Annotated in this window: 12 protein-coding genes; 6 read left to right on the top strand and 6 right to left on the bottom strand. The window is 57.1% G+C overall.

The window, feature by feature from the left end; genetic code table 11:
* Positions 1 to 309: 309 nt before the first annotated feature.
* Both HQL63_09860 and HQL63_09865 read left to right on the top strand, forming a co-directional pair.
* Positions 310 to 651: a hypothetical protein gene (locus HQL63_09860; protein ID MBF0177134.1), complete on the top strand. Its 342-nt coding sequence runs from the start codon at positions 310 to 312 to the stop codon at positions 649 to 651.
* A gap of 311 nt (positions 652 to 962) precedes the next feature.
* The gene (locus HQL63_09865) at positions 963 to 4,010 is read left to right on the top strand and encodes a TolC family outer membrane protein (GenBank protein ID MBF0177135.1); all 3,048 of its coding nucleotides are present in this window, start codon (positions 963 to 965) and stop codon (positions 4,008 to 4,010) included.
* A 117-nt stretch (positions 4,011 to 4,127) separates the two neighbouring features.
* Here the strand turns inward: HQL63_09865 and HQL63_09870 are convergent, their stop codons facing one another.
* The 6 genes from HQL63_09870 to HQL63_09895 form a co-directional block, all read right to left on the bottom strand.
* Positions 4,128 to 5,315 (bottom strand): FIST C-terminal domain-containing protein, encoded by a 1,188-nt coding sequence (locus HQL63_09870; protein MBF0177136.1) that lies wholly within the window; start codon positions 5,313 to 5,315, stop codon positions 4,128 to 4,130.
* 85 nt (positions 5,316 to 5,400) lie between these two features.
* Entirely contained in the window at positions 5,401 to 6,921 is a 1,521-nt protein-coding gene (locus tag HQL63_09875; GenBank protein MBF0177137.1) for a hypothetical protein, read from the bottom strand.
* Between the two features lie 437 nt (positions 6,922 to 7,358).
* Positions 7,359 to 8,243 carry a CoB--CoM heterodisulfide reductase iron-sulfur subunit B family protein gene (locus HQL63_09880; protein MBF0177138.1) on the bottom strand — a complete coding sequence of 295 codons (885 nt, stop codon included), beginning with the start codon at positions 8,241 to 8,243 and terminating at the stop codon, positions 7,359 to 7,361.
* A complete protein-coding gene (locus tag HQL63_09885) occupies positions 8,240 to 8,830 on the bottom strand; it encodes a 4Fe-4S dicluster domain-containing protein (GenBank protein ID MBF0177139.1) in 591 nt (196 codons plus the stop codon). The genes HQL63_09880 and HQL63_09885 overlap by 4 nt, the downstream gene beginning before the upstream one ends.
* 51 nt (positions 8,831 to 8,881) lie before the next feature.
* Positions 8,882 to 11,086 (bottom strand): hydrogenase iron-sulfur subunit, encoded by a 2,205-nt coding sequence (locus HQL63_09890; GenBank protein ID MBF0177140.1) that lies wholly within the window; start codon positions 11,084 to 11,086, stop codon positions 8,882 to 8,884.
* 6 nt (positions 11,087 to 11,092) lie between these two features.
* The gene (locus tag HQL63_09895; protein ID MBF0177141.1) at positions 11,093 to 12,364 is read right to left on the bottom strand and encodes a CoB--CoM heterodisulfide reductase iron-sulfur subunit A family protein; all 1,272 of its coding nucleotides are present in this window, start codon (positions 12,362 to 12,364) and stop codon (positions 11,093 to 11,095) included.
* A 437-nt stretch (positions 12,365 to 12,801) separates the two neighbouring features.
* Between HQL63_09895 and rpsB the strand changes: the two genes are divergently transcribed.
* From rpsB to frr, 4 genes are read left to right on the top strand one after another with little or no spacing between them, the layout of a single operon-like run.
* Entirely contained in the window at positions 12,802 to 13,590 is a 789-nt protein-coding gene (gene rpsB / locus HQL63_09900) for a 30S ribosomal protein S2 (GenBank protein ID MBF0177142.1), read from the top strand.
* 24 nt (positions 13,591 to 13,614) lie between these two features.
* Positions 13,615 to 14,529 carry an elongation factor Ts gene (locus HQL63_09905; GenBank protein ID MBF0177143.1) on the top strand — a complete coding sequence of 305 codons (915 nt, stop codon included), beginning with the start codon at positions 13,615 to 13,617 and terminating at the stop codon, positions 14,527 to 14,529.
* Between the two features lie 6 nt (positions 14,530 to 14,535).
* Complete coding sequence (locus tag HQL63_09910) at positions 14,536 to 15,261, top strand: UMP kinase (GenBank protein MBF0177144.1); 726 nt, start codon at positions 14,536 to 14,538, stop codon at positions 15,259 to 15,261.
* Complete coding sequence (gene frr / locus HQL63_09915) at positions 15,258 to 15,815, top strand: ribosome recycling factor (protein ID MBF0177145.1); 558 nt, start codon at positions 15,258 to 15,260, stop codon at positions 15,813 to 15,815. The genes HQL63_09910 and frr overlap by 4 nt, the downstream gene beginning before the upstream one ends.
* The last annotated feature ends 5 nt before the right edge of the window (positions 15,816 to 15,820 follow it).

Consider the following 15,820-nt stretch of genomic DNA (forward strand, 5'->3'; position numbering starts at 1 on the left):
GACCCCGATTCATGGCTTGCCTGCACATCAAATCAACACGGTTGAGCCACTAGCGCCAACCTCGGTTCACGTTGCTGCCTCGGGGCTGGCATGGTTACGGTAGAAGAAGGTAATGGTTGCCCAGGGCGGCACTTTTTTCCTGGTAGCAGTTGTCCACTCTGCCATGCTGCATGACGGTATGTAATTATTTCAATATGTTAAGATGTTTTAAAAATAGGGAACGAAATTTGCGAGGCATGAGACCAAACCTCCCGGACGACTTTTTCTCTGACGGGAACCTTTGACGCACCCTTACGCAAGGAATTGGTCATGCGAGCCACGTTTCAAGATCCCCTGATTGCCGACGCCCTGTTGATCATGGAAGCCGGACCGGAAGACCCCGGTTACGATGCTGCCTGGAGTTACTTGCTGAAGTGCCGCGATCCCATGGTCCAATCCATGTTGCGGCGCTCCATGGAGGCTGTTTATGGCCCTATGCCACCTGCAACAGGTTACAATGATGATGGGGATGCCTTCTGGACAACAGAGGTGATCGCCAGATACCTGGGGACCGATGTGACTTCTGTCGATGCCATCGTCGAAGATGTGTATGAGCAGTATGAAGAGGCCGCTGGAGTGATGGAGACCAGCAAGCTGCATCGCGTTCATTGAGATCCAGGCGGTTGCTGCCTTTTTGCTGCGCATGGTGCCCTTCTCTTCGGGTGTTGACAAAGAGGGGCGCTGTCGTGATGCCGGCCCACCGTTGGATTCAGGATGCTGTCCAACCTCCTGTCAGGGAGTCCCCAAGCCCCCTGGATCCTGATTCGTTGCCGGGCGCTGAATGGGTGGTGGAAAGACGATCTGGGCGGTGACCCATCGAGATGAAGGTGGCTGCCGGGGTCAGGGGTAAAGGCACAGAGATTGCAGTAGTGGGGTGAGCAGATAAGACGTTCAACTGCTGTAGATTGAAAGTCCTGATCCCCATGAAAACGCGATTCAAAAGATGGCAGAGTTGGACACTTCTCGGATTGGCGGCCACCCTTGCCATGGCTCAGCCCGGGTCGGCTGTAAACTTGCCCGAGGCCGTTTCCAGGGCCGTCACAACAAATCCGGAAGTCCTTGCTGCCAAGGAAAATCGATATGCGGTGGAGCAGTCCGTCGCGACGGCGCGGTCCGGATATCTTCCCTCCGTGGATGTCAATACAGCGCTGGGCCGGGAGTATGCCGACAACCCCGTTGGCCGTGCGACGGGCGATCAGGCGGTCAGCCAGAGTCGCAGCGAGTCCGGCATCAAACTGAACCAGATGTTGTTCGATGGCCAAGCCACCAAGTCGGGCGTCCAGGCTTCAACGTCCCGGGCCGCTGCGGCTGGATATGGCTATGATCAGGTTGCCGAGGGCGTGGCCATTGCAGCTGCCGAGGCCTACCTTGAGGTCATGAAACAGCGCGAGCTGCTGCAATTTTCCAACGACAATATCCAACTGCATAAAAAAATCCTCGGTCAGGTCCGGGAGCGGATCGCCCGTGGTGTGGGTACTCAAGCCGACGCTGAACAAACCGAGTCCCGTCTCGCGCTGGCAGATGCCCATACATCCTCATTGGAAGGGGCCCTGGAAAATGCCTTGACCCGGTATTATCGCATTGTGGGGGAGGCTCCGAGCGGTTTGATCCGGCCCGTACCCCAGGTTGACAAGCTGCCAAAATCTTTGGAAGAGTCTCTCAGAGAAGCCATGGCCCGCCATCCGGCCATACTGGTCGCCAGTCAGGATTTGGAGGCGGCTACGGCTTTACAGGAGGCTGCCAAGTCTGGGTATTGGCCCAAAGTCAACCTGGAAATGAGCGCCAACGCCAATGATCGCGCCGATGGCGTGAGTGGCTACGCAAAGGCTGTGGCCGCCATGTTGCGCCTCAATTATAACATCTTTCGCGGCGGGAGCGACAATTCCCGGAAAGAAGAGGCCCTGCGCCGGGTCGGACAGGCGCGCGAGCAATTGGAACAGGCCCGGCGGCAAGTGGAGGAGGGGGCGCGCCAAGCCTGGAAGGGTTACCTCGTCTCCCAGGATCGGGTCAAGCACCTCGAAAGACACCAGAATATCAGCAGAAAAGTGGCCGAGGCCTACCACGATCAATTTCAAACAGGGCAGCGTCCGTTGCTGGATCTTCTAAACTCCGAAAATGAGTTGATGACTGCACGCACAGACTTGCGTAAAGAGCAGTACAATCTCCTGACCAACAGCTATCGGCTTATGGCAGCCATGGGGCGCTTGCGGGAGTATCTGGAAACACAGCCGCTGACCCAGGTGGCAGCGCTTTCCGGAGAGTCGGCAGCACCCGAACTTCTCGTTGATGCAGGTGCAGGGGGGGCGTCTTTGCCAACGAAGGGAGGTGACGAATACGCACCTCCGGCACATATGTCTCTGGCGGGTACCACCCCCATGGGGAGTCGTCTTGCCGAGGAGAACCCACCAAACAGCTCGCCAAAGGTCACGACCACTGCTGCGCAGGGTGGATATGCCCTCCTCCTGGGGGCGTTTGCCAGTCGGGAGAGCGTGAACACGCTCCGTGACAAGCTCGCGCAGGGTGGATTCCCCCATTTTGAAAAGCTGTCCGTCGTCAACGGGAAACGATTCTTCCGGGTGCTTTGCGGTCCATACACGACAACCCGTGATGCCAAGGCTGCGGCTGGCCGCCTGCTGCAAGAGTTGGGTGCAGAGATCAAGGTCGTCAAGGAGAAAGATCGGAAAGGTCGTGAGTCTGGCGATCTTCATCTGGGACAGCCGCAAGACGTTCAACAACCCGTTGCGCGGATTGGCCAAATGGACAGGGTCGATTCACCCCAGGATGTTGGCAAAAAGACAAAATGGAATCCATCGAAACGTGTCAAGAAAAACGAGCCGGTTGTCGATGGTCGGACGCCGAAGGGGGAGTCGCATGATCCCAAACCCAAAGCCAGCAAAGAGAAGCTGGAAAAAGTGAAAAATAACGCCGATCCCCCGCCGACTCTGGAAAAAGTGAAAAAAAGCACCGACACCCCGATTGAAATGGACTTGCCGGAGGTGTTGAACGCCCTGCCAGGGGGCAAGTCGAAAGGAGGGGATGTCCAGCAGGGTGGCCAGGGGAACGAACTCGGAAAGGAGAAAATAGAGGAGTGGTTTTCCCACGCCCCGCGCTCGACGGGATCCCCCGACCATCATGCCACTCCGCCCAATCCTCTTCAGGATCATCGTGGGTCGCATACCCCTGGTGAGCCGTTCTGGCCAGAACCTTCCCAGTCATTGCCTTCCTGGAAAGAGCCGTCTGCTGGACCTTCCTGGCAGGAGCCGTCTGTCAGCCCGGATGTGCGTCATGGAGAGGGTTGGAAAGGTCTTCCCCAGGGTAGAGGGGTCGACGATCGGGGTGTCGGGTCTGGTTCTTCCCGAGATGAGAATCAAGCGAAGGGTGGCAAAAAATTCCTGCCAGTGGATGATGAAAATGGTGTCGATATGGCGCCGGGTCCGCAGCAGCCATTACCTGCCACCCCACGCAATGGCGAGGAAAATCCCCAGGGGGATAAAGGTGCGGGGCAACCCGGTGAAAAAGCGCCGGGCCAATCCCTCGATCAGGATTTGAAGAAATGGTTTCTGCCTAGTTGGGATAAAGGGAAAGAAAACAAGACTCCCCCGCCGGAAAAGGGATCCTCCCTTTCGGGGCCGCCTTCCCAGGCAAGTGTTGGTCTCAAGGGGGATTATGCCGTGTATTTGGGCTCGTTTTCGGTGCCCATGTTGGCAGAACGGGTCATGAATCAGGTGCGGCAATATGATCTGCCGACCTACAAGCAGAGTGTCGACGAACACGGGCGATCCATGGTTCGGGTCTTTGCCGGTCCATTTCCACATGAAGCGATTGCCCAGGATGCCCTGGCCAAAGTGAGGAAGGATCGAGAGATGACGGATGGCCATATCGTCAAAATGCGCACGGGAAGTCGGGGTGCGGAGCGTCGCGGAAAAGGTTCCGCCTACCTGGGGGCTACAGCTGCGTCCGGGAATATTTGACGAAATAGGGGCGTAAAGTCTTTCGCGTCAGGCAACGATTCACCCCCGACCAAGGATCGGGGTCCAGGGGGCTTGCTCCCTGGCAGGGCCTTATACTCTCTGTTCCGGCCTGAGGTGTCATTTGCTCCGGCGGGGGTGAAAAAGGCCGAAGGAACTTGTGTAACCGTGCAGGAAGGTCTTGCCGGCGACTGGGCCGATCTCGCCGTTGCCAAAAAAACCACCAAGGGGCACGTTGCCAAGAAATTGACGAAAGAGGTCTGTGTCATGGTCCGCACGTCCGAACAGGTTGCTTCCGCGTCCCAGGCAAGAAAAAACGACCGATCCTTTGGGGGAAATGGGCTCCCTTTGTTGATACTCCCTCAACAACCGGATCAGATCTTCGCGTGAGCTTTTGGCGTCACGAACGTGAAACTGGACAACCTGAAAGGGCTCCAGGACACCACCGACGGTCAGTGCTCCGCTCTCGGGATTGAGGCCCATCAGGTTGCGGATCAAAAAGTCACCTGGTCGATAGGTGACTTGGGCAGGTACCATGGCCAGTCCCAGAAACAAAGCACCGTGGACCAGATGCTGGTCCTTCTCGGCAGACTCTTTGATCAGCTCTGCCAAAATTTCGTCGGGTCTGCGTCCGTCCAGTTCCTGGAGGATGTTCTCCCGTTGGCGGGTGACAAACATGGGGTTGCCAATCGGGCGGCACCCCTGGGTTACGACTGTGTCAATCCGAATGTTACCTTGCAAAGCAATCCCGGTCAGCCCGGAATGATCCAATCGCCCATCTGTCCAGAGTAGATTGCCTCCGGGCCCCGTCCCTCCAGAGGCCATTCCACCCACCTTGGGCGCACCGGGATAGATGATGTCCATTTGACGCATGCAATGGTCGGCATTGAAGGAGAAAGGATCGGCAAGAAGGAGAAATTGCGCAGGCTGATCGCTGAGCGTGCCCGTGAGTTCCTGCCAATTTCCACTGTCCCATCCCAGCGTTCCCAGGTCAGGATACTCCATATGGAATACCCGCAAACGAACATCCGGCAATACCGCCGCAGTGATGGAGACCGCAGGACGAAACTCAACTTCATGCCCACCGCCGATGACACCATGGGCGGAACAGCCAATCCAGTGGCGGGGCTGCAAGCCGTTCTGCAACAGCTCTGGCACGTTTTTCGATGCAGCTTGGTACAGGGAAGAGACAAAAACAAGAGCCAAGTCGGGTGTTTGCTGGTCCAACTGCTCCCGGATGTCAAGGATTGCCAAACCCATGGCATCCGCTAAAGAGGTAGCTTCCTTGACGCTGGATCCCCATTTCATATGTTTGCCCTTGTCCTATCGTAACGATTCAGCACCCGGCAACGAACCAGGATTCAGGGGGTTGGCTTCAGCGTGGATGCACGCTTCATGTTTTGCCACTGGGCCATTCGTTGGCAACTGTGGCTTTGCGAATGATGACATCTCCGACGGCTTCATCGAGATCAGACGGCGGGTACAAGGCAGCCGCAGAGGAAAAAGAGGGTTCTACGCTTCTGGGGAGATCTTTGTGCTCGCTCCGTCCAGCAGCAGAGGAGCGAAACCGAGGGGGACGGCTGGGGCGTTTGCGAACGGATATTTTTCCTCCCAGATCCCGATTGCTCCGGTAACCTCGCCACAGCAAAATGAGAGCAGAAACAATGCCTATGATCCACCACGGGGTATTCCCATAGTGGCGGAGCCGATCAAGCCAGGTCATGAAAATTTTGGCTGGCTCCTGGGTCGTAAAACCCGAAGATTCCTCCTGATGCAGTGGATTTGCGGTGACCTTGACGGGCAAGGCGGAGGATCCGGAGCGGACCTCGCCAACCCCATCGGGTGAAGCCGGTTTGGGCATCACTGGAACGCGGTCCGCCCGGCTGGTCCGGGTCAGTTCCAGATCTTTGATGCGACGCTCCAGATCGTCCAGCCGTTGCTGACGTGGATCATCCTTGGCGACCTCTTCATCAGGCCGGACAGGACGACCAACCGAATCTTCGAGTTGGGCGACACGCTTTTCCAGAGTGGTAACACTGCCGGCTAGAGGCGCGATGGGGGCGTCCGATCTCTCCTCCAGCTTTTTCAGGCGCGACTCCATTTGATGCAGAGAGGATTTTGTCTCCTCAAACTTTGTGGCCAGGTGTGGCAGCTGCGTTTGCAACGATGTCACGTCCTGCAAGGCCTTTTTCAGAGTTTCCCGCACCTGATGCAGGGGTGGAGAATCATGGGATAAAGTGGGGATATCACCCGGCGGCGCGGTGTTGGCCATCTTGCCTTGCTGGGAGGAACGCACGGGAGTCGAAACCTCGACAACGTTGGCCCTCTTGCCTTGCTGGGAGGAATGCACGGGAGTCGAAACCTCAACGACCTCAATCTCCTGGTCAAGGTTCTTCGTCGTGGGTTTCACCGGGTTGGCTACAGGGAGATGACGGGGAGGAGGTTTTGCCGCCTGGACAGAAGCCGGGCTGGCAAAACTGGGTTTTTCCCAGTCGACGGAAAATTGAGGAAAACGAGTTTGCCTGTCGGAGGAGACTGTCAGAACCAGATCAAAATTTCCCCTGGGCGGAGGTGTCGCACTGGTCAGAACAGCCCGCATCTGTTCCCCGGACCCTTTCAATGCAACGTGAAAGTTTGCTGAGGCATCAAGATAGCGCAACCCAAGGAGACGATAGTCGGACTGGCTGCCCATGTGCAGGTCAGCCATTTTTTCTCCCGGTTCAGGGAAGATGGCAAACTGCGCCTGAAAAGGTTTTCCAGGTTCGCTCAAAACATTCAACGATCCGACCTGAAAGGCAGACGCACCTCCCGGAAAGAGAAGCCCCCCACCCAAAACGACGGGGAACATCGGCAGCATTTTCTGAAAATAAGAGAAAAAGCCACGAGGGTTGCGCTCAATGTCGATGTGGTGCATGGGTGTTATCCACGTTGGCAAAAAAAACCCGGACTGAAAGGCAGGGATGGCCACAGAGTATCCCTTATCTTTGCTTCGTTCCATGGTTCGTTTGTCGTCAGGCTTTTTTCCTTTCATCGTGCAGAACGACCCGATCTCTTGTCCAGTCAGACCGACACGAACCCTCATGAAAAGGGTTTGTCAGGTGGTGACGATTCACTATCCGGCAACGAATCGGGGCCCAGGGGCTGGCTCCCTGGCAGGTCTAGGACAGAGTCTTGGTGGGGTTCGGGGCGAAGCCCTGATAAAGGCATTCATATCCAGGTTTTTTTGAAAGGGAATTGAACAGTTACGTCCGATGCCGAATGATCACCCTTGCAGACGTAAAAAACCCGGGACTCAGGCGTCCCGGGTTTTGGATTCAGGCATGGTTTATCCGGTCATGACCGGGTCGAGGATCAGGCAAACTTTTTTAAGATGTCGGCTGGAACCACCTGTTGATGCAGAGCCGCATCCTGCCAGCTTCCCCCCCAGGCGAGAACAAAAAGCTGGGAGTAATACAACACCGGTATGTTGAAACGGGTGCCGAACATCTTGTTGACCTTCCCCTGATAGACCTCCACGTTCAATTGACAAACCGGGCAGGGTGTGAGGATGACCTCGGCGCCATTGTCCGCCGCTGATTGCAGGATCTCCTTGATCAGCGCACATGCCTTTTCATTTTCCGAGAAGGCCAGAGCGCCACCGCAACAGGCGACCTTTTTGGGGAAAGGAACCGCCGTGGCACCGGTCAAGGCGATCATCTTGTCCAGATATTGGGGATTTTCATAGTTGTCCCCGACGACGCCGAAGGGTCGGTTGGTCTGACACCCCACATAGCCGGCCACCTTCAGGCCGGTCAGGGGTTTGGTCACCTTGGATTTGAGGGTATCCCAGCCAATATCCTCGATGAGCACCTCGACCATATGCCGACTCTTGGTATGGCCGTCGTAGGACAAACCAGCCGCAGCCAGAACAGTGTCGATGTCGGCCTTGACGTGTGGTTCCTCCTCGATGCGCTCTTGGGTTTCCCGCAGGGCCAGCCAGCAGGCCGCGCAGGTGGCAACCACCTCTTTGCCGGGTTGTTGGGCCTGGGCCAGAGCAAAATTACGCGCCGTCAGGGCCATGCGGGGCAGTTGCCCCCCTCCGGCATAACCAATGGATGCACTGCAACAGTTCCAGTCATCAATCTCTTTGAGGTGTATGCCCAGAATACGGCACATGGCATGAACGGAGTTTTCCATGTTGGCCGCCGAGGCCATTTTTTCCGAGCTGCACCCCGGGTAAAAGGCGTATTCCTTCATTTCGCAGCCCCCCTCTTGCTCTCCAATTCAAAGGCCTTGTCCAACATTTTTTTGAAGCCATCATAGCCTTTGATCTTGCCTCGGATGGGAATCGGATTTAGCCTCTTGGATTTGAGCATGCCCAGGGCCACATCCTTCATTTCCAGGACATTGCTGATTCCCTGGCCTATGCCGTCGATGAAGTACAAACGCATGGAGAGTTCCGCCTCTCCCACGCGGCCCGTCTTGACAATATTGCTCCAGAACACCCTGGTGGCAAAGCGCTGGGTGGTCTGGTTGGGGTCGACGCGACTCTTCTCGATGGCGTACCGCGCCAAGCCATGCACAATGTGGGTGATGGGCAGACCCCGGGGACAACGCACGATACAGTTATAACAGGAGGTGCACATCCACATGGAGCTGCTCTTCAACACCTCCTCTTCCTTCCCGGCCCGCACCATTTGAAAAATTTGTCGCGGGCCAAACTCCCAATGCGGTCCCAGGGGACAGGAACCGGAACAGACGCCGCACTGCATGCACATCTTGATCCAGTGCCCCATCTCGGCGTTTTTGTACACCTCCCGGGCAAACGACAGGTTATAAGCCATTTTTTCGATCTCCTGCCAGATTATGATGCAACCGTGTGGTTCGGAACCAAATCAAAACTCCTTGAAGGGATTCGGTCCCAGCTTCACCAGGTTATCGACGAAATCGTTGATCAGTCCCGGCAGCGTGCCTGCATCCATGATGTTGACTTCCAGCATGCGCACCCGTTCCGACTCCAGTTTCAGTTTTTGCAACGTCTCGGAGACCTTGCTCAGACGAATCTCGGCAAGCGCCGAGCCACGAACGTTGTGGCACTGATAGTCATCACCGTGACGACAGCCCATCAACAGGACGCCGTCCCAACCACTGGACATGGCATCGGCGATCCAGACCAGGTTCATGGAGCCCATGCAGCGCAGGGGAATGATACGCACGTAGGAACTCCATGTTGCCCGATTGCGCGCTGCCATATCCAAAGCCGGATAGGCATCGTTCTCGCAGCAGAAGACCAGAATCCGGGGTTTTTCCTCGTCCTCCTCGGGAACTTCGCACGCTTTGAGCATGGAACCGATCATGTCCACCGAATAGTTGGCGAACGAGATGATCTTCTGTGGACAGGCCCCCATGCAGGTGCCACAACGTCGGCACCGCGTCGGGTTGAAGAGGGGGTTGCCTTTCTCGTCCTCGTTGATGGCGCCGAAAGGACACTCTTCAGTACACCGTTTGCATTGGGTGCAACCTTCGATGCGAAACGCAGGATAGGAGAGATCTCCTGCCCGGGGATGTACCGCCGCGCCGCGGGACACCGATTCGACCACCTGGATCGCCTTCAGGGCAGCTCCCGTGGCGTCCGTGATGCTGGCCGCGATACCCATGGGACGCCGAACCGGACCCGCAGCATAGATGCCGGTACGCCGGGTTTCGTAGGGGAAACAGATGAAGTGCGAATCCGGGAACCCCCATTTCAAGGCCGGCAGGCTGGGGCCCTGTCGATATTGCAGGTTCAGGACAAAGCTGCTGGTGTCCTGATCCTTGCCCACGGGAGAGGGAACATTGGGATCCTGGCTGTCGATGTTGGGAACCATGCCATTGGCAAGAACCAGCAGATCGACCTCCAAATTTTCCTGGGTGCGCAGAAGCTTGTCCTTCAGGTCAATGGTGAGGCCACCGCTGCCTTTGGCAACTTTCTGGATGTCGCCTTTGATGAAGATGGTGCCGGCATCCTGGGCGCCGCGATAAAAATCTTCCATTTGACCCGGGGTGCGGATCTCCTGGTAGACGACATAGGCGGAGCCGTCGGCATACTGCTCCTGGACATACCGGGCCTGCTTCATGGAGTAGACGCAACAAGCCCCTGAGCAGTACTCCAGGTGGTTCGTGTCGCGTTGACCGGCACACAGGGAGAAGGCGACCCGTTTGGCGGGTTGACCGTCCGATTTACGGACGATCTTGCCTGCCTTGGCCATGGCCTCGAACTCCAGGCTGGTGATGACGTCTGGAGAGACGCCATGACCGAGGTGACCCAGTTTGCCCGGATCGTACATGTTGAAGCCGGTGGTGACGATGATGGCGCCCACGCGGACGACAGAATCCTTGCCACCGCCGTGCAAGGTGACATCGAAGAGACCCGGGGCGCCGGCGGTCATCTTGACCGTGGTGCCGGTGAGAACCTTGATCCGGGCATGGCCCTGAACAGATCCTATCAGATCCTGAATGGGATTGGGCTGGGGATCCCGGTAGGGCGGCTTGCTGGCGGAGACCTTGTGCATCTCAGCCACTTTGCCTCCCAACTTGGCGCTTTTCTCCACCAGGGTGACCTGATAACCGGCGGCGGCGACCTCTTTGGCTGCCGTCAGACCGGAAAGGCCCCCACCCACCACGAGAACATCCTTGGAAAATCCAGGATCCTCGAACGGGACAGGCTGGTTCATTTTTTTGACCTTGACGCACCCCATGCGGAGGTAGTCTTCGGCCATCATCTGCCGATCTTCGGCAGCAGTGTCGTCTCCTTCGGCGACTGCGGTGGACCAGACTGCCATTTCCCGCAGACTGACCCGGTCCATGAGCTGGGTTCCCAGGCGGAAGGCTTCCACCTGCTCACGGGGAGAGCATGCGGCGATCACCAGGGCATTGACCCCTTCGCCGGTCATATCCTTGCGGATAAACTCCAGTCCCTCGGCACCGCACAGGAACTCATGATTTTTGACAACGGGTATCTTCTGTTCCTTCTGGGCGACTTTTTTCAGGGCTTCGATGTCGAGGGCTTCACCAATCCCGCAGCCGGTGCAGACGTAACAGCCGATCTTTGTATCTTCCATCGCCACTTATCCTTTCGCTTGGGCCAGACTCTGGATCGCTTTCATGGCTGCCGCCGTGGCAGACTGCACCGAACCGGCCACATCCAGTGGACCAGCGGCGCAGCCGACCGAGATGATGCCACCCCCGGCGTTGACCACAAACCCATAATCATCCACGGGAACACCTTCCGCCGGAACGGGTTGCGCGGCGGAGTTGGGTTCCATCCCCGTGGCCAGAACCACCATGTCGAAACTCTCCCGGTAGCGCACCCCGGTCAGGGTGTCTTCCCCGATGACGATGGGGTTGCCGGTGGCCGCATCCTCTTCGATGCGGGCCGGCTTGGATTTGATCCAGCGAATGTTCGAATCAGCCTCGACTTTTTTCTGAAACCCTTCGTAGCGATCCATGGCCCGCAGGTCGATGTAGAAGATGGTCACCTTGGCGTCTGGATATTGGCCGCGGACGTAGGTGGCCTGCTTCATCGAGGCGAGACAGCAGATCCGGGAGCAGAACGGCAGATAGTTGTGATCCCGCGACCCGGCGCACTGAATGAATGCGATCGATGCGGGTTCCTTGCCATCGGAGGGGCGTTGAATCTTCCCCTTGCTGGGTCCGAAAGGGGCGGCCATGCGCTCAAAACGCATATTGGTGGTGACGTTGGCATACTGACCGAATCCGTAAGGACGAATCTTTTCAGCATCATAGGGTTTCCAACCCGTGGCCCAGATGATGGAGCCCACTGCCAGATCCACACTCTTGGCAGCCATATCCGGCTCAATGGCGCCAACCTTACAGACCTTGACCAACTGACGCGCGGCGTCGCTCTTGGCAAACTCGGCATCCATCACGTACCGGCTGGGAAAGGCCATCTCGTGGCCACCGTGGATCGCCTTGGTGGTTCCCAGGCCAAAGTTGAACGGATTCGGGATCTCTGCATCACAGGCCCGGGCGCAATCGCCGCAACCCGTGCACTTGTGGTTGACGAAGCGCGGATTTTGCCGGAGACGCACGGTGTACTTGCCCGTTGTCCCCTGGATATTCTCCACCTCCGTCAAGGTGTGGAAGGTGATCCGGGGATTGTTCCGGAGTCTCTGGTAGTTGATCTCCAAGCCGCAGTTGGGACTGCACAGCTTTGGAAAATACTTGCTGTGCTGCGCCACGCGGCCACCGAGGTAGGGAGATTTTTCCACGAGGATGACCTCGTGTCCCACTTCGGCAGCCTCAAGGGCGGCAGTCAGACCGCTCATGCCGCCGCCGACGACCAGTATTGTTTGGCTTGCGGCGTTGCCACTCGTCATGTTTCACCTCCGAGAGGATTATGATAAAGACTGCACCTGATCTGGATCCGTCAATCAACAATGCGTCCATAACGAAAACTTGTGCCCAATAGAATTCACCTATGAACCATCGACTTGGGCTTCTCGTGCTCCGTGGAAGGGGAAGGATAAGGTTCTTGTGCAAAACCTTCAATAAGAAATCGGCATCCAGACATAGATGTTTTTTTGTGGTCCGCAGAGGGAACCAAACGGGAAGAAAACCGTATGTGTGGGAAATGCCCGGGATCCTGACGGGGCGTTGCGTCGTGGAGGGGTTGGTGGTATAAGATCCTTGCCTGGAATGGTCTGGGTGCAGTTAATTTCTCACGCCGAGCGACTGGCGGTCCCGGTGCCCACAATCGGGTTGGATCGCGCACCACGGTCCCGGCGGCGGATTGAACCGAAAAACGGAGAAACAAGTGACTAAAATCACGATTCGGGAACTCATGGAAGCCGGGTTTCACTTTGGTCATCAGACCAAGCGTTGGAATCCGAAAATGTCCCCCTTCATCTTCACCTCCCGCAACAAGGTCCATATCGTCGACCTGCAACAGACTGTCCAACTTCTGCGCAGCGCCTGCGGCTTCGTCCAGGATGCCGTGGCCAAAGGGGGGCATGTTCTTTTTGTTGGCACCAAACGGCAGGTGGTCGACATGGTGGCCCAGGAGTCCGAACGGTGTCATCAATACTTTGTCAACCACCGTTGGCTGGGTGGAACGTTGACCAACTGGAAGACCATCCAGGGCTCCATCCGCCGCCTCAAAGACATTGAAAAGATGAAAAGTGACGGTACCTTCGAGGCCTTGACCAAGAAGGAGGCGCAGAGGCTGGATCGTGAGCGCGAAAAGATGCAACGTGCCCTCGGCGGGATCAAGGAAATGGAGTACCTGCCGGATGTGCTGATCGTGGTGGATACCAACAAGGAGTCCATCGCCGTCAAGGAGGCCAACAAGTTGGGTATCCCGGTCGTGGCTCTTGTCGATACCAATTGCGATCCCGACCCGATCCAGTATGTGGTTCCCGGCAACGACGATGCCATACGTTCCCTCACCCTTTTCCTGCGTAAAATGTCCGATTCCATCCTTGAGGGTGTGCAGATCCGCAAGGAGACCATGCCGGAAGATGCCGGTAAGAGAGAGCCTGAGCCTGTTTCGCCGCCTTCGGACCCCCTCCTTGAAGAGATGATCGCCCTCGACGATGAGTCGTGACCTGAGAGACAAGGGAGAATACCGATGGCAGTGACAGCCCAGATGGTCAAGGAACTTCGGGAAAAGACCGGCGCCGGCATGATGGATTGCAAAAAGGCCCTTGCTGAGGTGGATGGCAACCTGGAAGCCGCCGTGGATTGGTTGCGCAAAAAAGGACTCTCCACCGCCGCCAAAAAAGCCAGCCGTGTGGCCAGCGAAGGCAAAGTCTTTGCCGCCGCCAAAGGTCAACGTGGCGTCCTTCTCGAAGTCAACCTTGAGACCGATTTTGCCTCCAAAATCGATAAGTTTATTCAGTTCGGCGAGACGTTGGCCCAACTTGCCCTGGAGAAGGCCCCCAAGGATGTCGAGGCGCTGAAAACGCTTCCCTTCCCCGGGACCGGCCACACCGTCAGCGAGGAGTTGACCCAGCAGATTGCTGCTGTCGGCGAGAACATGAACATCCGCCGTTATGCCCTCCTGGAGACCTCCGTGCCCGGGATGGTTGCACCGTACCTGCATATGGGTGGGAAAATCGGTGTTATCGTGGTCATGGAGTCTGTTTCCCAAAAGGGAGCTGAATTGGCCGAGTTGGGCAAAAAAATGGCCATGCATGTCGCTGCCGCCGCTCCTGCCTACCTGGATCGGCAGTTGGTTCCTGCCGAGGCACTGGATCGGGAACGTGCGGTTCTGAGTGAACAGGCGCGCGCATCCGGCAAGCCGGAAAATATCATCGCCAAGATGGTCGAAGGTCGCTTGAACAAATACTATGCCGAAGTGTGCTTCCTGGATCAGCCCTTCATCATGGATCAGGATGCCTCCGTAACCAAAGTTCTTCAGGCCGCTGCCAAGGATCTGGGCGCCCCGGTCCGTTGTACGGGCTTTGCCCGTTTCGTCCTGGGCGAAGGTATCGAAAAAGAACAAAAAAACTTTGCCGAGGAGGTTGCGCAGCAGCTGGGGTAGATCATCGTGAATGCCAATAGCCGGTATCGTCGTGTGCTGGTCAAACTGTCCGGGGAGGCCCTGATGGGCTCTTCCCGGGATACGTTCGACCATCGGTTTATGGATGGGCTTGCCCGTGAACTTCAGGCTGCCCATGTGGCTGGTGTGGAGTTGGCCCTCGTGGTCGGGGGGGGGAATATATACCGGGGAGGCACAGAGGGCGCCCGTGGTCTGGAACGGGCCCGTGGCGATCATATGGGTATGCTGGCGACGGTCATCAACTCCCTGGCTATCCAGAATGCCTTGGCATCGTTGGGCCTGGAGAGCGTGGTGCAATCTGCCATTGCCATGCCACAGGTTGCCGAGCCCTTTGTCCTGCGTGCGGCCTTGCAAGCCCTGGCACAGGGGCGCATTCTCCTTTTTGCTGCCGGTACCGGCAATCCTTATTTCACTACGGACACGGCTGCCAGTTTGCGGGCTGTTGAAATCGGGGCAGACCTGCTCCTGAAAGGCACCAAGGTCGATGGCGTTTATGCCGCCGACCCCAAAATCCACCCCCATGCCGAACGTTTCGACCGCCTGACCTTCGACCAGGTGATGGAGCGGAAACTCCAGGTGATGGATCTGACCGCCATCTCCTTGTGCCAGGCCAACCGTATGCCTATCCTGGTGTTTTCCATACTGGAACGTGGTGTGTTGACCGCCATCATGCAGGGCGAACGACGTGGAACCTTGATAGAGGAGGCCTTATGAACGATCCCCGTTTAAAGGATGCCCGGGAGAGAATGAAGAAGGCCGTGGATGTCCTTCGTGCGGAGCTGGCAGGGGTCCGCACCGGTCGAGCCTCGACGGCGCTCCTGGAGCACATTCACGTTGAGGTCTATGGCCAGCAGATGCTCCTGAACCAGTTGGCATCCCTGACTGTGCCCGAGCCCCGAATGATCGCCGTGCAGCCCTGGGACAAAGGAACGACCTCGGCCATCGAAAAGGCCATTCACGAGGCCAACCTGGGTCTGAACCCCATCAAGGACGCCGACATGATCCGCGTTCCGTTGCCGGAGTTGACCGAGGAACGCCGCAGGGAGTTGGTCAAGGTGGTGCATAAGTTTGGGGAGCAGGCGAAGATTGCTGTCCGCAACGTCCGACGCGATGCCATCGACCTGGTCAAAAAACAGGAAAAAAACAAGGAACTGTCCAAAGATGTTGCCCGCCAGATGGAAAAATCAGTCCAGGAGATCACCGACCAACAAATCACTGATATCGAAAAAGTTGTCGCGCAAAAGGAGTCTGACATCCTTGCCATCTGAGTTTT

It is taken from the genome of Magnetococcales bacterium (genome assembly GCA_015231175.1).
Taxonomy (GTDB): Bacteria; Pseudomonadota; Magnetococcia; order Magnetococcales; family DC0425bin3; genus HA3dbin3.